This is a genomic window from Geobacillus sp. FSL W8-1251, from assembly GCF_038005945.1.
GTDB lineage: Bacteria > Bacillota > Bacilli > Bacillales > Anoxybacillaceae > Geobacillus > Geobacillus stearothermophilus.
In genome coordinates this window covers 623,875-647,085 of sequence record NZ_JBBOUF010000001.1, presented here as the reverse complement: position 1 = coordinate 647,085, position 23,211 = coordinate 623,875, and the positions used below count along the sequence as shown (strand labels likewise).

Annotated in this window: 24 protein-coding genes and 1 other annotated feature; of the genes, 23 read left to right on the top strand and 1 reads right to left on the bottom strand. The window is 55.4% G+C overall.

Translation table 11 applies throughout. The annotated features are described in order from the left end of the window. Positions 1 to 44 precede the first annotated feature (44 nt). From divIB to ftsZ, 6 genes are all read left to right on the top strand, one after another. Positions 45 to 830, top strand: a complete 786-nt coding sequence (gene divIB / locus NSS88_RS03250; RefSeq protein ID WP_033011316.1) for a cell division protein DivIB — start codon at positions 45 to 47, stop codon at positions 828 to 830. Continuing rightward, complete coding sequence (locus tag NSS88_RS03245) at positions 811 to 1,515, top strand: DUF881 domain-containing protein (protein ID WP_033011314.1); 705 nt, start codon at positions 811 to 813, stop codon at positions 1,513 to 1,515. The genes divIB and NSS88_RS03245 overlap by 20 nt, the downstream gene beginning before the upstream one ends. Positions 1,516 to 1,543: 28 nt before the next feature. Next, positions 1,544 to 2,260, top strand: coding sequence for a DUF881 domain-containing protein (locus tag NSS88_RS03240; RefSeq protein ID WP_055358178.1), 717 nt, complete (start codon positions 1,544 to 1,546; stop codon positions 2,258 to 2,260). Between the two features lies 1 nt (position 2,261). After that, the gene (locus NSS88_RS03235; protein ID WP_341082993.1) at positions 2,262 to 2,624 is read left to right on the top strand and encodes a small basic family protein; all 363 of its coding nucleotides are present in this window, start codon (positions 2,262 to 2,264) and stop codon (positions 2,622 to 2,624) included. Positions 2,625 to 2,815: 191 nt separating this feature from the next. Then, positions 2,816 to 4,084 carry a cell division protein FtsA gene (ftsA, locus tag NSS88_RS03230; RefSeq protein ID WP_055358231.1) on the top strand — a complete coding sequence of 423 codons (1,269 nt, stop codon included), beginning with the start codon at positions 2,816 to 2,818 and terminating at the stop codon, positions 4,082 to 4,084. Between the two features lie 26 nt (positions 4,085 to 4,110). Then, a complete protein-coding gene (ftsZ, locus tag NSS88_RS03225) occupies positions 4,111 to 5,244 on the top strand; it encodes a cell division protein FtsZ (protein ID WP_061580854.1) in 1,134 nt (377 codons plus the stop codon). Between the two features lie 119 nt (positions 5,245 to 5,363). Here ftsZ and NSS88_RS03220 read toward each other — a convergent pair whose 3' ends face one another. Next, entirely contained in the window at positions 5,364 to 6,914 is a 1,551-nt protein-coding gene (locus NSS88_RS03220; protein WP_183084396.1) for an IS1182 family transposase, read from the bottom strand. 310 nt (positions 6,915 to 7,224) lie between these two features. On the opposite strand from NSS88_RS03220, the gene spoIIGA reads away from it, so the two are divergent. The 17 genes from spoIIGA (at position 7,225) to NSS88_RS03135 (ending at position 23,210) form a co-directional block, all read left to right on the top strand. Then, entirely contained in the window at positions 7,225 to 8,136 is a 912-nt protein-coding gene (gene spoIIGA, locus NSS88_RS03215; RefSeq protein ID WP_061580853.1) for a sigma-E processing peptidase SpoIIGA, read from the top strand. A 50-nt stretch (positions 8,137 to 8,186) separates the two neighbouring features. After that, positions 8,187 to 8,906, top strand: coding sequence for an RNA polymerase sporulation sigma factor SigE (gene sigE, locus NSS88_RS03210; RefSeq protein WP_033011303.1), 720 nt, complete (start codon positions 8,187 to 8,189; stop codon positions 8,904 to 8,906). Between the two features lie 121 nt (positions 8,907 to 9,027). After that, on the top strand, positions 9,028 to 9,807 hold the full coding sequence (gene sigG, locus NSS88_RS03205; RefSeq protein WP_033016141.1) for an RNA polymerase sporulation sigma factor SigG: 780 nt from the start codon (positions 9,028 to 9,030) through the stop codon (positions 9,805 to 9,807). 94 nt (positions 9,808 to 9,901) lie between these two features. Further along, positions 9,902 to 10,144 carry a YlmC/YmxH family sporulation protein gene (locus NSS88_RS03200; RefSeq protein ID WP_033011301.1) on the top strand — a complete coding sequence of 81 codons (243 nt, stop codon included), beginning with the start codon at positions 9,902 to 9,904 and terminating at the stop codon, positions 10,142 to 10,144. Between the two features lie 151 nt (positions 10,145 to 10,295). Further along, positions 10,296 to 11,120 carry a peptidoglycan editing factor PgeF gene (gene pgeF, locus NSS88_RS03195; protein ID WP_033016140.1) on the top strand — a complete coding sequence of 275 codons (825 nt, stop codon included), beginning with the start codon at positions 10,296 to 10,298 and terminating at the stop codon, positions 11,118 to 11,120. Further along, positions 11,117 to 11,791 carry a YggS family pyridoxal phosphate-dependent enzyme gene (locus NSS88_RS03190; RefSeq protein WP_033011299.1) on the top strand — a complete coding sequence of 225 codons (675 nt, stop codon included), beginning with the start codon at positions 11,117 to 11,119 and terminating at the stop codon, positions 11,789 to 11,791. Before pgeF ends, NSS88_RS03190 begins: the two co-directional genes overlap by 4 nt. A gap of 12 nt (positions 11,792 to 11,803) precedes the next feature. Next, positions 11,804 to 12,235, top strand: a complete 432-nt coding sequence (locus tag NSS88_RS03185) for a cell division protein SepF (RefSeq protein ID WP_033011296.1) — start codon at positions 11,804 to 11,806, stop codon at positions 12,233 to 12,235. A 3-nt stretch (positions 12,236 to 12,238) separates the two neighbouring features. After that, positions 12,239 to 12,511: a YggT family protein gene (locus tag NSS88_RS03180; RefSeq protein ID WP_033011295.1), complete on the top strand. Its 273-nt coding sequence runs from the start codon at positions 12,239 to 12,241 to the stop codon at positions 12,509 to 12,511. 102 nt (positions 12,512 to 12,613) lie between these two features. Next, positions 12,614 to 13,387 carry a YlmH family RNA-binding protein gene (locus NSS88_RS03175; RefSeq protein WP_044742646.1) on the top strand — a complete coding sequence of 258 codons (774 nt, stop codon included), beginning with the start codon at positions 12,614 to 12,616 and terminating at the stop codon, positions 13,385 to 13,387. Between the two features lie 76 nt (positions 13,388 to 13,463). After that, entirely contained in the window at positions 13,464 to 13,976 is a 513-nt protein-coding gene (locus NSS88_RS03170) for a DivIVA domain-containing protein (RefSeq protein WP_145956599.1), read from the top strand. A gap of 97 nt (positions 13,977 to 14,073) precedes the next feature. Further along, positions 14,074 to 14,294: a binding site (T-box leader), on the top strand. A gap of 52 nt (positions 14,295 to 14,346) precedes the next feature. Then, entirely contained in the window at positions 14,347 to 17,121 is a 2,775-nt protein-coding gene (gene ileS, locus NSS88_RS03165; protein WP_055358174.1) for an isoleucine--tRNA ligase, read from the top strand. Between the two features lie 85 nt (positions 17,122 to 17,206). After that, positions 17,207 to 17,698: a signal peptidase II gene (gene lspA / locus NSS88_RS03160; RefSeq protein ID WP_081106623.1), complete on the top strand. Its 492-nt coding sequence runs from the start codon at positions 17,207 to 17,209 to the stop codon at positions 17,696 to 17,698. Next, positions 17,699 to 18,613, top strand: a complete 915-nt coding sequence (locus tag NSS88_RS03155; RefSeq protein ID WP_055358172.1) for an RluA family pseudouridine synthase — start codon at positions 17,699 to 17,701, stop codon at positions 18,611 to 18,613. It begins immediately after the preceding gene. A gap of 252 nt (positions 18,614 to 18,865) precedes the next feature. Beyond that, positions 18,866 to 19,405 (top strand): bifunctional pyr operon transcriptional regulator/uracil phosphoribosyltransferase PyrR, encoded by a 540-nt coding sequence (gene pyrR / locus NSS88_RS03150; protein WP_055358171.1) that lies wholly within the window; start codon positions 18,866 to 18,868, stop codon positions 19,403 to 19,405. Positions 19,406 to 19,562: 157 nt separating this feature from the next. Then, the gene (locus NSS88_RS03145; protein ID WP_055358170.1) at positions 19,563 to 20,864 is read left to right on the top strand and encodes a solute carrier family 23 protein; all 1,302 of its coding nucleotides are present in this window, start codon (positions 19,563 to 19,565) and stop codon (positions 20,862 to 20,864) included. 170 nt (positions 20,865 to 21,034) lie between these two features. Beyond that, the gene (locus tag NSS88_RS03140; RefSeq protein WP_055358169.1) at positions 21,035 to 21,961 is read left to right on the top strand and encodes an aspartate carbamoyltransferase catalytic subunit; all 927 of its coding nucleotides are present in this window, start codon (positions 21,035 to 21,037) and stop codon (positions 21,959 to 21,961) included. Further along, positions 21,924 to 23,210 carry a dihydroorotase gene (locus NSS88_RS03135; protein WP_055358168.1) on the top strand — a complete coding sequence of 429 codons (1,287 nt, stop codon included), beginning with the start codon at positions 21,924 to 21,926 and terminating at the stop codon, positions 23,208 to 23,210. The genes NSS88_RS03140 and NSS88_RS03135 overlap by 38 nt, the downstream gene beginning before the upstream one ends. Position 23,211: the final 1 nt, after the last annotated feature.

Genomic DNA, 23,211 nt, shown 5'->3' with positions numbered 1-23,211 from the left:
GCGCAGCCATGGAGCTGCCCGCGGGCAGGAAAGCGGGGGAGACAATGGAAAAGGGAAAGGTTGTTGTTCTTGAAGACCGCGTCCCAAAACTGAAAGAGCGTCGCCGCCAAAAAGCGAACCGTCGGCTGATTTTGTATTTGTCCTTCTTTTTTCTGTTTATTTTGTGCGTTCTTTACTTCCAATCGCCGTTAAGCGCCGTCAGGCATGTGGAGGTGAGCGGAAACCGCCATTTGCCGGCGGAGCGCATCATCAGCTTGAGCGGCATTACGAAGCGGACAAGCTTTTGGAAAGTGAACGAACAAAGTGTGGCAACGAGGATCGCCCGCCATCCGGAAATTAAAGAGGCAACCGTGGAAAAGAGGCTGCCGAACACGATTGTCATCCGCGTCCACGAATGGCGGCGGGTCGCTTATGTCTACGACCGGCAAACATTTTTCCCGCTGCTTGAGAACGGACGGCTGTTAAAACAGGAAGCGGTGAAAACAGCCCCGAGCGATGCGCCTGTGCTCGTCGGTTGGAAAAACGGCGACGCCATCGCCGAGATGACTGGACAGCTGGCGGAACTGCCGGCGCCGGTGCTTGGCGCCATGTCGGAAATTCACTACAAGCCGAACAGTGAGTATGAAGACCGCGTCATCGTCTACATGAACGACGGGTATGAGGTAAGTGCGACGATTCATCGTTTTGCGGACAAGCTGTCGCATTATCCGGCGATTGTCGCCGAGCTTGACCGAAATGTCAAAGGGGTCATTCACCTCGAAGTCGGCAGCTACTTTGTCCCGTACGAGCCGCCGAAAAAGGAGGACGACGATGAGACAACAAGCCCATAGCCGCATCCTCCTTACTTTTATTTGCTTTTTATTCGGCGCCATGCTCGGGTTTTCCTACCAACATGCCAAAAACGATCCATCCCGCCGCGAATGGAGCGACAGCGAGTGGAAAAGGGAATACGAGTTTCGCTCGGCGCTGATCGCTTTGCAAAAGGAAAACCGGTCGTTAAAGCAACAGCTTGTCGAAAAGCAAGACGAACTGGCCGCTTGGGAAAAAAAACTGGCCGACCGGCAGACGAACGAAGCCGGGCTGGCGAAAGAAGCAGAACAGCTGCGCATGTATGTTGGAAAGGCGAGGGTGAAAGGAAAGGGTGTAGCAGTCACGCTTTCCGACTCCTCTTACATCCCCTCTGAAGCGAGTGCTACTGATTATATCGTTCACGAACAGCACGTATGGAAAGTCGTTCACGAGCTGCTTATTTCCGGCGCCGAAGCGGTCGCCATTAACGGGCAGCGCATTTCCCATCGCTCCTACATTGTGTGCAACGGTCCGGTCATTGAGGTTGACGGGACGCAACATGCCGCTCCGTTTGTCATTTCGGCGATCGGCGACCCAGATGTGCTGTCGTCTGCGCTCGTCCTGCCAGGCGGCGTCGTCGACGAGCTTGTTCAAGACCATATCGATGTAAAAGTGGAAAAGCAAGAGGCGATTACGCTCGATCCGGTATTCGCGCCCAGACCGTAAAACGGGCAGGAAGGAGCGGTGAAGCGCATTGGAGCGAAAAAGACAGCTGTATTTTGCCGGGATTGCCGGCGTGTTCGGATTGATGCTGGCCGTCGGGATGCGGACGACGCTGCCTTCGGAAGAGCGCGATACGCGCGACATTTGGGAGCTGCGCGCCGATTTGACAAAGGAGCAGAAGCTTGAACAGCAGCTGCTTGAGGAGCTGGAACGCTACGAGGCGAAATTGCGCCATTACCGGCGCGAGGAGCAGGAAGACGGTGAGGCGGCGCTCGAGGAGACGGTCGCCGAGCTTAGGGAAGAAGCCGGACTGACCGAGGTGAAAGGGCGCGGCGTGGTGCTGACGATCGCGCCGTTTGCGGCGGGCGGCTACGTCGGTCCGGTCGCCCAAACGGTGTCGCCGGAGCTGCTGCAGCGGTTGGTAAATGAATTGAACAAATATGGAGCAAAGGAAATCGCCATTAGCGGCGAGCGGCTGACGAACCAGACGGCGATTCGCGATGTCAACGGGGTGACGAAAGTCGGTCGCCGGCCGCTTCAGCTGCCGGTTGAGGTGAAGGCGGTCGCGGACGATGCGGACAAGCTGTATAGCGGGTTGACGGTTTCGCCGATTCGGGATGATTTCATCGTCGAAAACTTGGAGCTTTCGATTTCCAAGCCGAAACCGATGATCGCCATTCCGCCGTCAACCGAGCGGCTGGAGGTAAAATACATGGAGACGGCGAGCGCCGGCAAGGAGGAGAAATAGCATGTGGCTTCCGCTTCTCGGATTGTTGCTCGGGTTTGCCGTCGGCGTCTTGGCCGGCTGGGAAGTTCCCGATCAGTATTCCAGTTATTTGTCGATTGCCATTTTGGCCGCCTTTGATACATTAATAGGGGGATGGCGCGCCCATTTACAAGGAACGTACGACGAAACAGTATTTATAACCGGGTTTTTTTTCAATATCATCCTTGCCACAACTTTGACTTTTCTTGGGGTGTATCTTGGTGTAGACTTGTATTTGGCGGCCGTCTTCGCGTTTGGCGTCCGCCTGTTTCAAAACATTGCCATCATCCGTCGCCTTTGGCTTGCCGAATGGGTGGAGCGGCGGGAAAATCGCGAAAAAAGTTAAGCGGAAGACAGGAAAGTGTCTTCCTGTGTTGAATTATATGGAGTAAAACAAAATGCGATGTTCTTGCGAAAATCGCGAGCTGGATATAGACGAAGAGATGGACAGGGAAATTTCAGCCGAAAAAGGAGGTGTCGCTGCTTACTGAAACGTCGGCTGACAGCGGCGCGTTTTTAGTAGGCAGATGCCAAAAGATGAGCAGCAATGAGATCGTCGTTAGCCTGGATGTCGGAACATCGAGCGTCAAAGTCATCATCGGGGAAATGTTGGGCAGCTCGATTAACATTATCGGAATCGGCAATGTGAAATCAGAAGGGCTCAAAAAAGGCGCGATTGTTGATATAGATAAAACGGTGCAATCGATCAAGCGCGCGGTCGAACAAGCGGAACGGATGGTCGGCCTTTCGATCCGCCGCGTGATTGTCGGGGTGGCGGGAAGCCATATTCAGCTGCATGACTGCCATGGCATCGTTGCGGTTGCCAGCGAAAACCGCGAAATCAGCGATGAAGACGTTGCCCGCGTCATCGATGCGGCGCAAGTCGTTTCCATCCCGCCGGACCGGGAAATTATCAGCGTCGTTCCGCGCCAGTTTATCGTCGACGGCTTAGACGGCATCCACGACCCACGCGGCATGATCGGCGTCCGCTTGGAGATGGAAGGGACGATGGTGACCGGAGCGAAGACGATTTTACATAATCTCCTTCGCTGTGTGGAACGCGCCGGTTTGGAAATCAGCGACATTTGCCTCCAGCCGTTAGCGGCCGGTTTGCTGGCATTATCCGACGATGAGCGGCACTTGGGCGCCGCGCTCGTCGATCTGGGCGGCGGTTCGACAACGGTCGCTGTCTTTGAGCAAGGGGCGTTGCAAGCTGTCTCTTCACTGCCGGTCGGCGGGGAGCATATTACAAAAGACTTGGCCATCGGGCTGCGGACAACAACGGAGGATGCGGAAAAAATCAAATTGAAGCACGGGTATGCGTTTTACGACCACGCTTCGGACGAAGAAGTGTTCAGCGTGCCGGTCATAGGCAGCGATCAACACCAGCAGTTCAGCCAGCTTGAGATCGCCGATATTATTGAGGCGAGGATGGAGGAAATTTTGCAAATGGTTCAACATGAAGTGCGTCGGCTTGGCTTTCGCGACCTTCCGGGCGGCTATGTGCTGACCGGCGGCGTGGCGAATATGCCGGGAGTGTTGGAGTTGGCTCACGTCGTCCTAGGGACGAGCGTCCGTGTTGCCATGCCGGATTACATCGGCGTGCGCGACCCGCAATACACGATCGGCGTCGGCCTGCTCAAGTTCGCCTACCGGCAGGCGCAGCTGCAAGGGAAAACCGTCCCGGCGGCGGCCGCGGCGGAGCCGGCCGAGCGCCCGGCGCCAAAACAACCATCGAAACCGAAAAAGAAAGAAGACCATTTCGGGAAGAAGGTCAAGAAATTTTTCGGTTCTTTCTTTGAATAGAGATTGAAATTTAGGAGGATTTGGCCATGTTGGAGTTTGAGACAACAGTCGATCAGTTGGCAACGATCAAGGTGATTGGGGTCGGGGGCGGCGGCAACAACGCCGTCAATCGGATGATTGAACACGGAGTGCAAGGCGTTGAATTTATTGCCGTCAATACCGATGCACAGGCGCTCAATTTGTCGAAGGCGCCGACGAAACTGCAAATCGGGGCGAAGCTGACACGCGGCTTGGGTGCGGGAGCGAACCCAGAAGTTGGAAAAAAAGCAGCTGAGGAGAGCAAAGAGCAAATTGAAGAAGCGCTTCGCGGCGCCGATATGGTGTTTGTCACCGCTGGCATGGGCGGCGGCACGGGAACTGGGGCGGCGCCCGTCATCGCCCAAATCGCCCGCGAATTAGGAGCGCTCACGGTCGGTGTCGTCACGCGCCCGTTTACGTTTGAAGGGCGGAAGCGGGCGACGCAGGCCGCAAGCGGCATCGCCGCCATGAAAGAGGCGGTCGATACGCTCATCGTCATTCCGAACGACCGGTTGCTTGAGATTGTTGACAAAAATACGCCGATGCTTGAGGCGTTCCGCGAAGCGGACAATGTGCTGCGCCAAGGGGTGCAAGGCATTTCCGATTTGATCGCTGTGCCGGGGTTGATCAACCTTGACTTCGCCGATGTGAAAACGATCATGTCCAACAAAGGCTCGGCGCTGATGGGCATCGGGATTGCCAGCGGCGAAAACCGAGCGGCGGAGGCAGCCAAAAAAGCCATTTCCAGCCCGCTGTTGGAGACGTCGATCGACGGGGCGCAAGGCGTGCTCATGAACATCACCGGCGGCATGAACTTAAGTTTGTACGAAGTGCAGGAGGCCGCCGACATCGTCGCTTCGGCGGCCGATCAAGAAGTGAATATGATTTTCGGCTCGGTCATCAACGAAGACTTAAAAGACGAAATTGTCGTCACTGTCATCGCGACCGGGTTTAACGAAAACGTTGCTTCGCAGCCGCGGCCGCCGCGCGCCGGCATCGGGACGGCGCCGAAAGTGACGCCGGCGCCGAAGCGGGAAAAGCGCGAAGAACCGGCGCAAGATTATGTGGCGCTCCGGTCCGGGCAGGCGGAAGACCCGCTCGATATTCCGGCGTTCTTGCGTAACCGCAACCGTCGCCGTTGAGGAGCTATCGGGGGCTGACCCAAAAGTCCGCCAAAAAGCGGACTTTTGGAGTCAGCCCTCTCTGGTTTTTGTATATTTTACCAAACGGAACAAAATTCCGACTCTGTTCTCCCCCTCATTTACGCCACCAAGGACAATTGCTTGTCCCTAGCGGCTTTTTTGAGAAGATTGTGGGCAGCACAAACCAGCCCCCATTCGATGGAAACTTTTTGGAGGCCTCGCAGGACAAAGCGACGAAACCCGCGATTTTGTTTGATTTGCCCAAATACACTCTCAATGTCGGTTTGGCGTTGGCGGTATCGGGCTTGCCCTTCTTCACTCTCCAACCGTTCGCGGGCTTTCTGTTTTTGTTCATGATAGATGGGGTTCCATTGCGTGGTTCGTCCATACTTGGAAGTCGTGCAGGCCGAACGGAACGGACATCCTTCGCATTCATGGCATTGGTAGTGTCGGGTGACCGAGGTGTATCCTGATTCCGTGGTCTGTTTCGAAGTTCCGGTGCGAACCAGCTTTTTCCCATTGGCGCAAATCCAAACGTCTTCTTCTTCCACATAGGTCCAATTCTGCTGATGATGCGGATTTTTCTTGACCTTGCGCGTGTTCTCCTTCTCATACGTATGGTACTTGATCAAGGCCGATATGTGCTTCTCTTCCAGCTTCACGTAGTTCTCTTCCGAGCCATAAGCCGCGTCAGCGATCAAACGTTCGGGTTCCACGCCGTACTTCTCTCGAACGGTCTCCAAATGCGGGAGAAGACAACGAGTGTCGCCCGGCCTCTGATGAAGGGAATACCCCAAAATAAATTGGCCGGAAGAACCCACCTGTACGTTATAGGCCGGCTTGAGCTGGCCGTTTCGCATGTGATCCTCCTTCAACCGCATGAAGGTGGCATCCACATCGGTCTTGGAATAGCTGTTGCGATCCCCGCATACATGGAGTTGGTGTTCATACTTTTCACTGCGGGGCAAGTAGTCCTCCTTCATCTTCTTGATGGCCTTCTTCAACGGTTGGTTGTCCGGCTCGGCCTCCAACCGTTTTTCCCACTCCTCGGTTTTCTTTCGGATTTCTTCTGACGTAAAGGCCGGCGAAGGGTCGATGTCTTCCGCCTTTTCTTCTTCCACGATCGCCTCGATCTGGGCAATCAGCCGATCGACATTGGCTTGGAGTTTCTCCTGGTACTTCTCAGCCGATTTGCGCCAAACGAAGGTGTACCGGTTGGCATTCGCTTCAATTTTCGTTCCATCCACAAAATAATCTTCCATCTTGACATAGCCGTCGGCCACGAGCAGCGTGATCATTTCCCGGAACAGGTCGTCAATCAGGTCTTTCATCCGCTCCGAACGAAACCGATTGATGGAGCGGAAGTCCGGCTTTTGAAATCCACTTAGCCACATGAGGGGAAGGTGGACTTCGAGCTGCCGTGCAATCTCACGGCCATGATACATTTTTTGGGTGTAAGCGTAAAGGAGAATTTTGGTCATCATTTTCGGATGATAGGCGGAGGCGCCCCCTCCTTTGTAGTAAGCAAGAAACGTCTCCATCGGGATGCGTTCAACCATCTCATGAACCACGTGGGCCATGTTATCCCGTGGAATGAGATCGGCGATGTTGCTTGGCAAAGAGAGGTTGTCCATGGTATACTCTTTAAAGGAAATATGATCATGTTTCATAAAAGAATCGCCCTTCTTTCGGTGGTAGTGGTTTTGGTGACTCTATTCTACCAGAAAAAAGGGCGATTCTTCTATATTTGAGGCAAAAAAGTGGGGGCTGATCCCAAAACGCATTCGCGTTTTGGGTCAGCCCCTTCTTTTTTTGCCCTCGCCCCGCGCTTCAAAGGGCGGTTTTCCTCGTTCGCACGTTTCCCCTCGCTTTGACAAAACATTCTGTTTTTCACCACCACCAATTGACAGACTTTCCAACGGGATATGCTATATACTTGTTTCAGACAAAAGCCGATGGGGCGGGGGAGGGGCTTGCCGGTTGGTTGTGTATCTTGATGTCATTTGGCTTTTGAACGTCTGTTTTGATGCAATGCTTCTTTGGCTGACAGCGCTCATGCTTAAGCGCCCGATCGTCTGGTGGCGGCTGTTGGCCGGAGCGTTGATCGGGTCGCTGCTTGTGGTGCTGCTGTTCACCCCGTTGTCCGCCATCGCCCAGCACCCGCTTGCCAAAATGGCCGCCTCGATCTTGATTGTGCTCTCCGCTTTTGGCTTTAAGCGGCCGCGCTATATGATCGAGAACATGCTGGCGTTTTACTTTACCACGTTCGCTGTCGGGGGCGGCATGCTGGCGGTTCATTATTTTTTCGCCGAGCAACTGTCCGTGCAGAACGGATTATTGATGATGCATCCCCCCGGGGCGGGCGACCCGGTAAGCTGGCTGTTTGTCCTCGTCGGGTTTCCGGTGTTGTGGCTTTTTTCCCGCCGCCGTGTGGAACAGATTCGCGAGAAAAAATTGCGCTTCGAACATATTGTAGATGTCATTGCTGTTTGGGAAGGCCGGCCCCTTGCCCTAAGAGGGCTCATCGACAGCGGCAACCAGCTGTTTGACCCAGTGTCCAAAACGCCGGTGATGATCGTGGACCGGGAAAAAGCGAAGGACGTGCTGCCCGAAGAGCTGATGGCCTATATGGCAGCCATGACGGTTGACGACCCGCCCGAACAGTGGGCCCATCGTCTTCGTCTCATTCCATACCGCGCAGTGGGCAGCGGCCCGCAAATGATGATGGCGGTAAAACTAGACCGCATCGCGCTGTCATACGAAAACGAGTGGCTTGAGGTGAAACATGGGCTTATGGCCTTAAGTGCAGACCCGCTTTCAGCCGACGGAGAATACGATTGCATCATCCACCCGAAAATGGTGCAGGCGGGAAGAAAGCTGACCGCTTCATAGGTCGTTACTATATCATACTCGCGTTTTATCCGTTTAGAAGGGGGATTTTGATGAAAAGATGGAAACTTCGGTTCATGTATTGGCTGTATAAGCTGCTGGCCAAACTTGGGTTGAAGGCCGACGAAATTTACTATATCGGCGGCAGCGAGGCGCTTCCGCCGCCGTTGACGAAAGAAGAGGAAGAGCAGTTGATCGAACGGCTGGCCACCGGTGATGAGACGGCGCGGTCGCTGCTCATTGAACGCAATTTGCGGCTTGTCGTCTACATTGCGCGCAAGTTTGAAAACACCGGCATTCACATCGAAGATTTGATCAGCATTGGAACGATCGGCTTAATCAAAGCGGTCAATACGTTTAACCCGGAGAAAAAAATCAAGCTGGCGACTTATGCATCACGCTGCATTGAAAACGAAATTTTAATGTATTTGCGCCGCAACAATAAAGTGCGGGCGGAAGTGTCGTTTGACGAACCGCTCAATATCGATTGGGACGGCAATGAGCTGCTGCTGTCCGATGTGCTGGGAACGGAAGACGACGTCATTACAAAGGATTTGGAGGCGGACGTCGACCGGCGGCTGCTGTTAAACGCCTTGCACCAGCTGAGCGACCGTGAAAAGCAGATTATGGAATTGCGCTTTGGTTTGTCAGGAGGGGAGGAAAAAACGCAAAAAGATGTCGCTGACTTGCTCGGCATTTCGCAATCGTACATATCGCGGCTCGAGAAGCGGATCATTAAACGGTTGCGCAAAGAGTTCAACAAAATGATGTAGCAAGCGGCGGGAGTGGACGCTCCGCCGCTTTTTTTTCGCTCGGACAGGCTGTGCATATTTTTCCCTCCCAGGGAGATACTGAAAACTGACGACTTAGCATCTCCTGATGGGAGGGAACAACTTGACGAGGAACAAAGTCGAAATTTGCGGTGTAGACACTTCAAAGCTTCCCGTCCTCAACAACGAGGAAATGCGGGAGCTGTTTCGCCGGATGCATGAAGGGGATTTGGAAGCAAGGGAAAAATTGGTAAACGGAAACTTACGCCTCGTGTTAAGCGTCATTCAACGCTTTAACAACCGCGGCGAGTTTGTTGATGATTTATTTCAAGTTGGCTGCATCGGACTCATGAAATCGATTGATAATTTTGACCTTAACCAAAATGTGAAATTTTCCACTTATGCGGTGCCGATGATCATTGGCGAAATCCGCCGTTACTTGCGCGATAACAATCCAATTCGCGTCTCGCGCTCGCTGCGCGACATCGCTTACAAAGCGCTGCAAGTGCGGGAACGGCTCATGAGCGAGACGGCGAAAGAGCCGTCGACGAAAGATATTGCGCGGGAACTCGGCGTCGCCCACGAGGAAGTGGTGTTTGCCCTTGATGCCATTCAAGACCCTGTTTCCTTATTTGAACCGATATACAACGACGGCGGCGATCCGATTTATGTGATGGACCAGCTTAGCGACGAGCGCAACCGCGACATCCAATGGATCGAAGAAATCGCTTTAAAAGAAGGGCTGCGGCGGTTGAATGAGCGAGAGAAAATGATTATCCGCAAACGGTTTTTCCAAGGAAAGACGCAAATGGAAGTCGCCGAGGAAATCGGCATTTCCCAGGCGCAAGTGTCCAGGCTTGAAAAGGCAGCGATCCGGCAAATGAATAAAAACATCCAAGTGTGAACGGCTGCTCGGGCAGCCTTTTTTCTTTGGCACATAACCGGTTGGGCGGTGCATATAGATGAAAAAGAGGAGAGGAAAGGCGGGGGACTGAACCGTGATGAGAATTTCTGAGTTTCAAACGAAAGATGTCGTCAATGTGGCCAACGGGAAGAAGCTTGGCAACATCGGGGATATTGACATCGATTTAGATACAGGCAAAATCCGTTCGCTCATTATTTTAGGCTCCGGAAAGATGCTCGGGTTGTTCGGGCGTGAAGAAGCGGTCGTCATTCCGTGGCAAAACATCGTCAAAATCGGAGCGGATGTCATTTTAGTCCGCCTGCATGATGCCGACTGAGCGGCCCGCGCAATGAGCGGCATATTGAGTGGCGGGATTGCACCAATGTTTCGACAAAATCGCAAATAAAGGTTATCACAAACAAACAAACTATGATAAAATAGGAAAAAAAGTGATAAAAACCTACAAAAACAGCGTGAGGTTGACGCGAATGCCGGACATTTTTCAACAAGAAGCTCAAGGATGGCTCCGCTGCGGGGCGCCCCCGTTTGCCGGAGCAGTCGCCGGGTTGACAACGAAACAAGGCGGAGAAAGCGAAGGGCCGTTCGCCTCGCTGAATATGGGGCTGCATGTCGGCGACGATCGCATGCATGTCGTCAACAACCGCCGCCGTCTGGCTGAATGGCTTTCTGTTCCGCTCGATCATTGGGTGTGTTGTGAGCAAGTGCACGGCGCCGTGATTCGGAAAGTGACGAAAGGCGATCGGGGGAGCGGGGCGCACGACTTCGCTGCAGCGGTCCGGGGGGCTGACGGGCTGTATACGGATAAGGCGGGGGTATTGCTCGCACTTTGTTTTGCCGATTGTGTGCCTGTCTATTTTATCGCGCCATCGGCGGGCCTAGTCGGCCTTGCCCACGCCGGCTGGCGGGGGACGGCGGGCGGCATTGTCCAAAACATGGTGCGGCTTTGGCAGGAGCGTGAACACATTGCCCCGTCCGACATCTATGCCGCGATTGGACCGGCCATTGGCCCATGCTGTTACACGGTTGATGACCGGGTGATCGATGGCCTGCGTCCGACTCTTCCTGCGGGCGGCCCGTTGCCGTGGCGCGAAACAAGCCAAGGGCAGTATGCGCTTGATTTAAAAGAGGCCAACCGGCTGCAGCTTGCGGCCGCCGGGATTCCAGACTGCCATATTTATGTGTCGGAACGCTGTACAAGCTGTGAGGAGACGTTGTTTTTTTCCCACCGCCGCGACCGTGGGACGACAGGGCGGATGTTGGCGTTTATCGGCCGAAGGGAGGAAACAGCATGACCGTACGCGACAACTTGGCAGCCGTTCGCCAGCGCATCGAGGCGGCTTGCGCCCGCGTCGGCCGCAATCCGGCCGACGTACGCATCGTTGCTGTCACGAAATATATTGATGCCGAAAGGGCGCTTCATGTGCTTGACGCCGGCATTGCCGACCTCGGCGAAAACCGCGCCGGCCAGCTGCTTGAAAAGTATGAACGGATCGGGGACCGGGCGGTGTGGCATTTTATCGGGACGCTTCAGTCGCGCAAGGTGAAGGACATTATCGATAAAGTCGATTACATCCATTCGCTTGATCGCCTGTCGCTGGCGAAAGAAATTGAAAAGCGGGCGGTGCGGCCGGTGAAATGTTTTGTGCAAGTGAATGTATCGGGAGAAGCGACGAAGCACGGCCTCTCTCCTGACGAGACCGTCCCGTTCATCGATCAGCTCCGTTCGTTTTCGCACCTTGAGGTCGTCGGATTGATGACGATGGCCCCGCATACGGATGACGAGGCGGTATTGCGCGCCTGCTTCCGGCAATTGCGGGTCTTGAAAGAGCGCGTTCAGGCGCTCCGCTGGCCGCATGCGCCGTGCACGGAGCTGTCGATGGGCATGTCGAACGATTACGAGATCGCCATTGAGGAAGGGGCGACGTTTGTGCGCATCGGCAGCGCGCTTGTCGGATCATTGTAGGAGGTGAACTTGATGGGGTTGATGAAAAAATTTCGCGATTATTTTTTAGAAGAAGATTACGAAGACTATGAAGAAGAATACGAAGCGCCGCAGCCGGAAGAGGAGGCGCCGCTGCTGAAGGCGGCAAACAAGGCGAACGTCGTCAGCTTGCAAAGCGTGCAAAAATCGGCGAAAGTCGTGCTCGCTGAGCCGCGGGTGTATGCGGAGGCGCAGGAAATCGCCGATCATTTAAAAAGCCGGCGGGCGGTCATCGTCAATTTGCAGCGCATCCAGCATGAGCAGGCGAAGCGGATCGTCGACTTTTTAAGCGGCACGGTGTACGCCATTGGCGGCGACATTCAGCAAGTTGGCACGAAAATCTTTTTGTGCACCCCGGACAACGTCGACGTCAGCGGCGCGATTTCGCTTGACGGCGAGGATGACAGACCGATAAAGAGGTGGTAGTCGTTGGATTATGTGCTTACGTTTTTAACGACCTTGATTCAAGTATATTCGTACGCTTTGATCATTTACATTTTGATGTCTTGGTTTCCGAATGCGCGCGAAACGCGGTTCGGACAAATGCTTGCCGCCATTTGCGAGCCGTATTTGGAACCGTTTCGGCGCGTCATTCCGCCGCTTGGCATCATTGACATCTCTCCGATCATCGCCTTTATTGTCCTTGAATTTGCGACAAGAGGGCTGTATGCGTTGTTTGACATCCTCGAAGCGCAGTTTTAGCAGCCGGACGGAACGCGCGTCGTTTGGCCCAGGCGCAGGCGGGCGGAATAGCGGGAGGAATCCGTTCCGGGTTCCTTTCTTTATGAGGCAAGGTGAATGGGAATGGAGCTGTATCAGCACTTCCGCAAAGAGGAACATCAATTCATCGATCATGTAATAGAATGGAAGGAAATGGTAGAACGTCAGTACGCTCCGAAGCTGACCGATTTTCTTGATCCGCGTGAGCAGCAAATCGTGCAAAGCATCGTCGGCAGCGACGGAGACGTGCGCGTGTCCTTTTTCGGCGGCGCTTTGTTTGTCGAGCGGAAGCGGGCGCTTTTGTATCCGCCGTATTTCGAACCGAATGAGGAGGATTATGACATCGCCTTGTTCGCTGTCCGCTATCCAGGCAAATTCGTTTCCCTTGAACACCGCGACGTCTTAGGAGCGCTCATGTCGCTCGGCTTGCGGCGGGGCAAGTTCGGCGACATTCTCGTCCAAGGAGGAGAGATCCAATTTTTTGCCGCCGCCGAGGTGGCCGATTACATTCGCCTCCATGTCGGGACGATCGGCAAAGCGCCGGTTTCGCTTGAGCTGTTGCCGCTGTCAGCTGCCATGCCGCTTGCCGAAACGTGGGAGGAAGGAACGGTCACGGTGTCTTCTCTAAGGCTCGATGCGGTGCTTGCCCAGGCGTTCCGCCTCGCGCGCGAGAAAGCGAAGACGCTCATTGAAAGCGGGCTCGTCAAAGTGAACTGGAAGGTGGTGGACAAGCCCGATTTTGTATGCGGGCCGGGCGATGTCCTGTCGGCGCGCGGGTTTGGTCGCTGCAAGCTGTTTTCCGTCGAGGGGATGACGAAAAAAGAACGCTGGCGCATCCGGCTGGGCCGTCAAAAATAATCGAATCGCAGCAGGAAATGGGCTGATCGTGTCGAATGAAGGAAGAAAAGGAATGATGGAGACGGAGGTGGCCATTGTGCCGTTGACGCCATTGGATATTCACAATAAGGAATTCAGCCGCGGATTTCGCGGGTATGACGAAGATGAAGTGAATGAGTTTTTGGATCAAATTATTAAAGATTACGAAATGCTCATCCGTGAAAAAAAGCAGCTGGAAGAAAAAGTGGCCGAACTGACGGAAAAATTGAATTACTTTTCCAACATTGAAGAAACGTTAAATAAGTCGATTCTTGTGGCTCAGGAAGCAGCGGAAGAAGTGAAGCGCAACGCACAAAAAGAGGCGAAGCTGATCATTAAAGAAGCGGAGAAAAACGCGGAGCGCATCATCGGCGACGCGCTGGCCAAATCGCGGAAAATCGCGCTGGAAATCGAAGAACTCAAGCGGCAGTCGAAAGTGTTCCGCGCTCGCTTCCGCATGCTCGTTGAGGCGCAGCTCGATATGATCAACAGCCGTGACTGGGACGAGTTGATGGAATACGAGATGCCTGATCTCGAAGAAGAGGCGAAAGAGCCGTTGTCTCAGCCTTGACGAACCGAGGCCATGTCGGGTATAATCATTGGCAAAAATCACTGCACCAGCCGCCGTGGGAGGCGGTTGGCTTTTTTCAGGATGAATAGTGAAATAGTCATCGACGATGAAAGGGATAGTAGCTCTTGAACGACCGGTCGCAGCGAGCCGGGGATGGTGGAAGCCTGGCATCGGCGCAAGAGTGAACATCACCCTGGAGTTCCATGCCGAACATCCAGTAGGCCATGGCGCGTCATTCCCGTTACGAATGAAAAGTGGGCTGTGCGTCGTTTGCATGGCCAAGAAGGGTGGTACCGCGAGACCGTTCTCGTCCCTTGCCGGGGGAGAACGGTTTTTTATTTGGAATCTATCGTTCGAAGGAGGAGCAAGGATGGATTACAAAGAGACGCTGCTTATGCCGCAAACCGAGTTCCCGATGCGCGGCAACTTGCCGAAGCGGGAGCCGGAAATGCAAAAAAAATGGGAAGAGATGGACATTTACCGGAAAGTGCAGGAGCGGACGAAAGGACGGCCGCTGTTTGTCCTGCATGACGGCCCGCCGTATGCCAACGGCGACATTCATATGGGCCATGCGCTGAATAAAATTTTAAAAGATATCATCGTCCGCTACAAATCGATGAGCGGCTATTGCGCGCCGTACGTGCCGGGCTGGGATACGCACGGACTGCCGATCGAAACGGCGCTCGCGAAGCAAGGCGTCGACCGCAAATCGATGAGCGTCGCCGAGTTTCGCAAGTTGTGCGAGCAATACGCGTATGAACAAATCGACAACCAGCGCCGGCAGTTCAAGCGGCTCGGTGTGCGCGGCGACTGGGACAACCCGTACATTACGCTCAAACCGGAGTACGAAGCCCAGCAAATTAAAGTGTTCGGCGAAATGGCGAAAAAAGGGCTCATCTACAAAGGGTTGAAGCCGGTCTATTGGTCCCCGTCAAGCGAATCGGCGCTCGCCGAAGCGGAAATCGAATATAAAGACAAGCGTTCGCCGTCGATTTATGTCGCCTTCCCGGTGAAAGACGGCAAAGGCGTGCTTGAGGGCGATGAGCGAATCGTCATTTGGACGACGACGCCGTGGACGATTCCGGCGAACTTAGCGATCGCGGTTCATCCGGATTTGGATTACCATGTTGTCGATGTCGGCGGAAAACGGTATGTCGTCGCTGCCGCCTTGGCGGAATCGGTGGCGAAAGAAATCGGTTGGGACGCATGGTCGGTCGTCAAAACGGTCAAAGGAAACGAGCTTGAATACGTCGTGGCGAGACATCCGTTTTATGAGCGCGACTCGCTTGTCGTCTGCGGCGAACACGTCACGACCGACGCCGGCACCGGCTGCGTCCATACGGCGCCGGGCCACGGGGAAGACGACTTTCTCGTTGGGCAAAAATATGGGCTTCCGGTCCTTTGCCCGGTTGATGAGCGCGGCTACATGACCGAGGAAGCGCCGGGATTTGCCGGGATGTTTTACGAAGACGCCAACAAGGCGATTACACAGAAGCTTGAGGAAGTCGGCGCTTTGTTGAAGCTTGGGTTTATCACCCACTCGTATCCGCACGACTGGCGGACAAAGCAGCCGACGATTTTCCGGGCGACAACGCAATGGTTTGCATCGATCGATAAAATCCGCAACGAGCTGCTTCAAGCGATTAAGGAAACGAAATGGATTCCGGAGTGGGGGGAAATCCGCATCCACAACATGGTGCGCGACCGCGGCGACTGGTGCATTTCCCGCCAACGCGCCTGGGGGGTGCCGATTCCGGTCTTTTACGGCGAAAACGGTGAACCGATCATCACCGATGAGACGATTGAGCATGTGTCGAACTTGTTCCGCCAATACGGGTCGAACGTCTGGTTTGAACGCGAGGCGAAAGACTTGCTGCCGGAAGGATTCACCCATCCGTCGAGCCCGAACGGCATCTTTACGAAAGAAACGGACATTATGGATGTCTGGTTTGACTCCGGTTCGTCGCACCAAGCCGTGTTGGTCGAACGCGACGATCTCGTGCGTCCGGCTGATTTGTACTTGGAAGGCTCCGACCAATACCGCGGCTGGTTCAACTCATCGCTGTCCACCGCCGTTGCCGTCACCGGCAAAGCGCCGTATAAAGGCGTGTTGAGCCACGGCTTTGTCTTGGACGGCGAAGGGCGGAAAATGAGCAAGTCGCTCGGCAACGTCGTCGTGCCGACGAAAGTGATGGAACAGTTTGGCGCCGACATTTTGCGCCTTTGGGTCGCTTCGGTTGACTACCAAGCGGACGTGCGCATCTCCGATCATATTTTAAAACAAGTGTCCGAAGTGTACCGGAAAATCCGCAACACATTCCGGTTTATGCTCGGCAACTTGTTCGATTTTGACCCGAACGAAAACGCCGTGCCGATTGGGGAGCTTGGCGAAGTCGACCGCTATATGCTGGCGAAGTTGAACAAGCTGATCGCCAAAGTGAAAAAGGCCTATGACCGCTACGATTTCGCCGCCGTGTACCATGAGATGAACCATTTCTGCACCGTCGAGCTGAGCGCGTTTTACTTGGATATGGCGAAAGACATTTTGTACATCGAAGCGGCCGACTCGCGCGCCCGCCGCGCCGTGCAGACGGTGCTCTATGAGACGGTCGTCGCGTTGGCGAAGCTCATCGCGCCGATTTTGCCGCATACCGCCGATGAAGTGTGGGAGCATATCCCGAATCGAAGAGAAAACGTCGAAAGCGTCCAGCTCACCGATATGCCGGAGCCGATCGCGATCGACAGCGAAGAAGCGCTGCTGGCGAAATGGGATGCGTTTATGGACGTGCGCGATGATATTTTCAAAGCGCTCGAGAACGCCCGCAATGAAAAAGTGATCGGCAAATCGCTGACCGCGAGCGTCATCGTCTACCCGAAAGACGAGGCGCGGAAGCTATTGGCGTCGCTTGATGCCGACTTGCGCCAGCTTCTCATCGTTTCCGCCTTTTCGATCGCCGATGAGCCGTATGACGCCGCGCCGGCCGAAGCCGAACGGCTTAACCATGTAGCGGTGATCGTCCGCCCGGCGGAAGGCGAGACGTGCGAGCGGTGCTGGACGGTGACGAAAGAAGTCGGCGCCGATCCGTCGCATCCAACGCTTTGTCCGCGCTGCGCGCACATTGTGAACGAACATTATTACGCGTAACAAAAAGCGGCAAGGCTGCCTTGGGGCGGCCTTGCCGCTTCATTTGTTTGCCATGGCGAATTATGCTACAATGCAAAAAGGATGAATGAGAAGGACAGGGGGACTTGGCACGGTGGCATACTATTGGATTGCGGCGGCGGTCGTCATCCTCGATCAATGGACGAAATGGCTTGTCGTCCGCTATATGCGGCTTGGGGAAAGCATCCCGATCATTGACAATGTGCTCTATATTACGTCGCACCGCAACCGCGGCGCGGCATGGGGCATGCTAGAAGGGCAGTTTTGGCTCTTTTATTTGATTACGGTGATTGTCGTGGCGGCGATCGTGGTCTACATCCGCCGCCTGAAGCCTTCTGAACGCCTGGCGGGCGTAGGGCTTGGGCTGATGCTCGGCGGGGCGATTGGCAATTTTCTCGACCGCGTCTTTCGCAAGGAAGTGGTCGATTTCATCCACGCGTACATCGGCACGTACAGTTTTCCGGTGTTCAATATCGCCGACTCGGCGCTGACCGTCGGCGTCATCTTGCTGTTTGTCCATATGTTTTTTTTCGCGACACCAGAGAAAGGGAATGAGTAGATGGACACGATCACGTTTCACATCGAAGACGAATATGACGGCGAGCGGATCGATAAAGTGATCGCGGCGCTAAATGACGAATGGTCGCGTTCGCAAGTGCAGCAATGGATCAAAAACGGGCTTGTGACCGTGAACGGCCAGACGGTGAAAGCGAACTACAAATGCGAGGCGGGCGACTCGGTCGCCGTTTCGCCTCCTGAGCCGGAGCCGCTTCATGTCGAGCCGGAGCCGATTCCGCTTGACATTTATTATGAGGATGAGGATGTCCTTGTCGTCAACAAGCCGCGTGGCATGGTCGTCCATCCGGCGCCCGGGCATATGCGCGGCACGCTTGTGAATGCGCTTCTCGCCCATTGCCGCGACTTGTCCGGGATCAACGGCGTGCTTCGCCCCGGCATCGTCCATCGCATTGACAAAGACACATCAGGACTATTGATGGTGGCGAAAAACGACGCCGCCCACCGCTCGCTCGTCGAGCAGCTGGTGAACAAAACGGTGACGCGCCGCTACAAGGCGATCGTCCACGGCGTCATTCCGCACGATTATGGCACGATCGATGCCCCGATCGGCCGCGACAAGCGCGATCGAAAGAAAATGGCCGTCACCGAAGAAAACGGGAAGGAAGCGGTCACCCATTTCCGCGTGCTCGAGCGGTTTCGCCATTATACGTATGTGGAGTGCCAGCTGGAAACGGGGCGGACGCACCAAATTCGCGTCCATATGAAATACATCGGCTACCCGCTCGCTGGCGACCCGCAATACGGGCCGAAAAAAACGCTCGCCATCGACGGCCAGGCGCTGCACGCCGGGGTGCTCGGCTTCCGTCATCCGAGAAGCGGCGAGTATTTGGAATTCGAAGCGCCGTTGCCGCCGGAGTTTGCCGAGCTGCTTGACTGGCTGCGAAAAAACGATTGACAAACGAACACGCCCCCTTTACAATGAAAACAGGTGAACAGGAACCTTTAAGTTCAGTCCTGTGAGGCTGAAAAGGGGTCGGAATGACAAAGAAGGGCGATGTATGCCCATCTTGTTTGGCGATAAGCGCGCCATCCCCCGCTTCACAGGCGGGGGGTTTTTTATGAAAACAGGCGGGAACGGCCTGGTTGGCGCGCCGCCTGCGGAAACACGCTGGCCGCGGCGTGTATGCGCTGTTAGGAGGTGGACGGAATGCAAAAGGCGGTCGTGATGGACGAACAGGCGATTCGCCGCGCTTTGACGCGCATCGCCCACGAAATCATCGAACGAAACAAAGGCATTGACGGCTGCGTGCTTGTCGGAATTAAAACGCGCGGCATTTACTTGGCGCGCCGCTTGGCGGAGCGGATCGAGCAAATTGAAGGGGCGTCCGTTCCCGTCGGTGAGCTTGACATCACCTTGTACCGCGACGATTTGACCGTGAAGACGGACGACCATGAACCGCTTGTGAAAGGAACGAATGTGCCGTTTCCGGTGAGCGAGCGGAATGTCATTTTAGTCGATGATGTGCTGTTTACCGGCCGGACGGTGCGGGCGGCGATGGATGCGGTCATGGATTTGGGCCGCCCGTCGCGCATCCAGCTCGCCGTGCTTGTCGACCGCGGCCACAGGGAACTGCCGATCCGCGCTGATTTCGTCGGCAAAAACGTGCCGACCTCTCGTTCGGAACTGATCGTCGTGGAGCTTTCGGAAGTGGACGGCATCGATCAAGTCTCCATTCATGAAAAATAGCGAAGCACCCTTTTAAGCGCAGTCCCGTGAGGCTGCAAAAGGGGCGGGATCGTTTCGGCTGTTTCTGCACCCTCTTTGCGTCTTCGCGGGCAAAGAGGGATTTTTTGTGCACACTAAAAAGCAAGCCTCGCTCATTTGATCAAAGGAGTGACGAAAGATGAACAAACCGGTGTTGGACATTCAAGACCGCCCGACTGTTGGGCAATGGATCACCTTAAGCCTTCAGCATTTATTCGCCATGTTCGGGGCGACGATTTTAGTGCCGTACTTAGTCGGCTTAGATCCGTCGATCGCCTTGCTGACAAGCGGGCTTGGAACATTGGCGTTTTTGCTCATTACGAAATGGCAAGTGCCGGCGTATCTTGGCTCGTCGTTCGCCTACATTGCGCCGATCATCGCGGCGAAAACGGCTGGCGGCCCGGGAGCGGCGATGATTGGCAGCTTCCTCGCCGGATTGGTGTACGGGGTTGTCGCCCTCATCATTAAAAAAGCCGGCTACCGATGGGTGATGAAGCTGCTGCCGCCGGTTGTCGTCGGTCCGGTCATCATCGTCATCGGTCTCGGCTTAGCCGGCACGGCGGTCGGGATGGCGATGAACGGCCCGGACGGCAAATACAGCCTGCTTCATTTCTCGGTGGCGCTTGTGACGCTTGCGGCCACGATCGTCTGCTCGGTGCTTGCGCGCGGCATGTTGAGCTTGATTCCAGTGCTTGTCGGCATCGTTGTCGGCTACGTTTACGCCCTCGCTGTCGGACTGGTTGACTTGTCGAAAGTGGCGGCGGCGAAATGGTTCGAATGGCCGGATTTCTTGATTCCGTTTGCCGATTATCCGGTGCGCATCACTGCCGAGATCGTCATGCTCATGGTGCCGGTGGCGATCGTCACCTTGTCCGAGCATATCGGCCACCAGCTTGTGTTAAGCAAAGTCGTCGGCCGCGACCTCATTCAAAAACCGGGGCTGCACCGCTCGATTTTAGGGGACGGAACGGCGACGATGATCTCCGCCTTGCTTGGCGGTCCGCCGAAAACGACGTACGGGGAAAACATCGGTGTACTGGCGATCACCCGCGTCTACAGTGTCTACGTGCTGGCCGGCGCGGCGGTCATCGCGATCGCTTTCGGCTTCGTCGGCAAAATCACGGCGCTGATCAGCTCGATTCCGACGCCGGTCATGGGCGGTGTGTCGATCTTGCTGTTTGGCATCATCGCCTCGTCCGGACTGCGCATGTTGATCGACAGCCGCGTCGATTTCGGTCAGACGCGCAATTTAGTCATCGCCTCGGTCATCTTGGTCATCGGCATCGGCGGAGCGGTGCTGAAAATCAGCGACAGCTTCCAAATCACCGGGATGGCGCTCTCGGCCATTGTCGGCGTCCTGCTCAACTTAGTGCTGCCGGGGCGTCCGCAAGAAGCGGAAAACTTATTTGAAGCTGAAAACGACAGCGGCGATGTTGCCTAAATCGAATACAAAACACCTTTTAATTAAGTCCCGTGAGGCTTAAAAAGGTGTGAAAACAGGCGCATCCAGGGCCGGAGTGCACCTTCTCCGGTTCTGCCATGCGCCGATCGTCACACCTTGCCCAGCCGGCAAGGTGTTTTTTTGCAAAAAAAAGAAAGGGAGAGAGGCCAATGACCCATCTTTTTACATTGAGCGAACTGCCGCTTTCCGACATCACCCGGCTGCTTGATGAAGCGGAAGCGTTCCGCCGCGGCCGCGCTTGGCGCCCGGCGGCGCCGATGTACGTCGCCAACTTGTTTTTCGAACCGAGCACGCGCACGAAATGCAGCTTCGAGATGGCGGAACGGAAGCTTGGGCTTCATGTCATTCCATTTGACCCGGAACGCTCGAGCGTGCAAAAAGGGGAGACACTGTACGATACCGTACGGACGCTTGAGGCGATCGGCGTCGATGCGGTTGTCATCCGCCATCACGAAGATGCGTATTTCGAAGCGCTCCGCCATACGGTCGGCATTCCGATCATCAACGCCGGTGACGGCTGCGGGCACCATCCGACCCAGTCGCTCTTGGATTTATTGACGATCCGCCAAGAGTTTGGCGCCTTCACTGGCTTGACGGTGGCGATCATCGGCGACATCCGTCATAGCCGCGTCGCCCGCTCCAATGCGGAAGTGTTGACACGATTGGGCGCGAACGTCCTGTTTTCCGGACCAGCGGAGTGGAAAGATGAAACGAATCCGTACGGGACGTATGTCGAAGTCGACGAGGCCATCGCCCGCGCCGATGTCGTGATGCTGTTACGCATCCAACATGAACGCCATGCGGAAACGATGGGGCTGACAAAAGAAGAGTACCATGCGCGGTACGGGCTGACGCTTGAGCGGGCGCGGCGGATGAAATCGGGCGCCATCATCTTGCACCCGGCGCCGGTCAACCGCGGGGTCGAAATCGCCAGCGAACTTGTCGAAGCGAAGGCATCGCGCATTTTTAAACAAATGGAAAACGGCGTCTACGTCCGGATGGCTGTCTTAAAACGGGCAATGGAAGGGAGAATGGAGCATGGACGTATGGCTGAAAAATGGCATGTCGTTCAATGAAGATGGGAAATTGGTGCGGACACATCTCAAAATGGAACACGGAACCATTGCGGCGATCCTGTATGAACAGCCGCTCGAAGCGGATGGGGAGGACGTGATCGACGTCGGCGGCCGTCTCATCGCTCCCGGCTTGATCGACTTGCACGTTCATTTGCGCGAACCAGGCGGCGAGGCGAAAGAAACGATTGAAACGGGCACGCTCGCCGCGGCGAAAGGCGGTTTTACGACGGTTGCCGCCATGCCGAACACAAATCCGGTGCCGGACCGGAAAGAACAGATGGAATGGCTGCAAGCCCGCATCCGCGAAACGGCGCGCGTCAACGTGCTTCCGTACGCGGCGATCACGATTGGGCAAAAAGGGGAGGAGATGACCGATTTTGCGGCGCTAAAAGAAGCAGGGGCGTTCGCCTTTACCGATGACGGCGTCGGCGTCCAGTCGGCCGGGATGATGTTTGAAGCGATGAAACAGGCGGCGGCGCTCGATATGGCGATCGTTGCCCATTGCGAGGACGACACGCTGACAAACGGCGGAGCGGTGCATGACGGCGAGTTCGCCCGCCGGCATGGGCTCGCCGGCATTCCATCCGTCTGCGAAGCGGTGCACATCGCCCGCGACGTCCTGCTCGCGGAAGCAGCCGGATGCCATTATCACGTCTGCCATATCAGTACGAAAGAGTCGGTGCGCGCCGTCCGCGACGCGAAGCGGGCGGGCATCCGCGTCACGGCCGAAGTGACGCCGCACCATTTGCTCTTGTGCGACGAAGACATTCCAGGGTTGGATGCAAACTACAAAATGAACCCGCCGCTGCGCAGCCGCGCGGACCGCGAGGCGCTCATTGAGGGCCTGCTCGATGGCACGATCGATTTTATCGCTACGGATCATGCGCCGCATACAGCAGCGGAAAAAGCGAAAGGCATCGAGGCGGCGCCGTTTGGCATCGTCGGGCTCGAGACGGCGTTTCCGCTCTTATATACCCATTTCGTCAAAACAGGCGTGTTTACATTAAAGCAGCTTGTCGACTGGCTGACGATCAAGCCGGCGCAATGTTTTGGCCTTAAGGCCGGACGGCTTGCCGTCGGGGCGCCGGCGGACATTGCGGTCATCGATTTGGAAACGGAAGAAGCGATTGATCCCGAGACGTTTGCCTCAAAAGGGAAAAATACGCCGTTTGCCGGCTGGAAATGCCAAGGCTGGCCGGTGATGACGTTTGTCGGCGGAACACTCGTATGGAAGAAAGGAAGAGAATGAC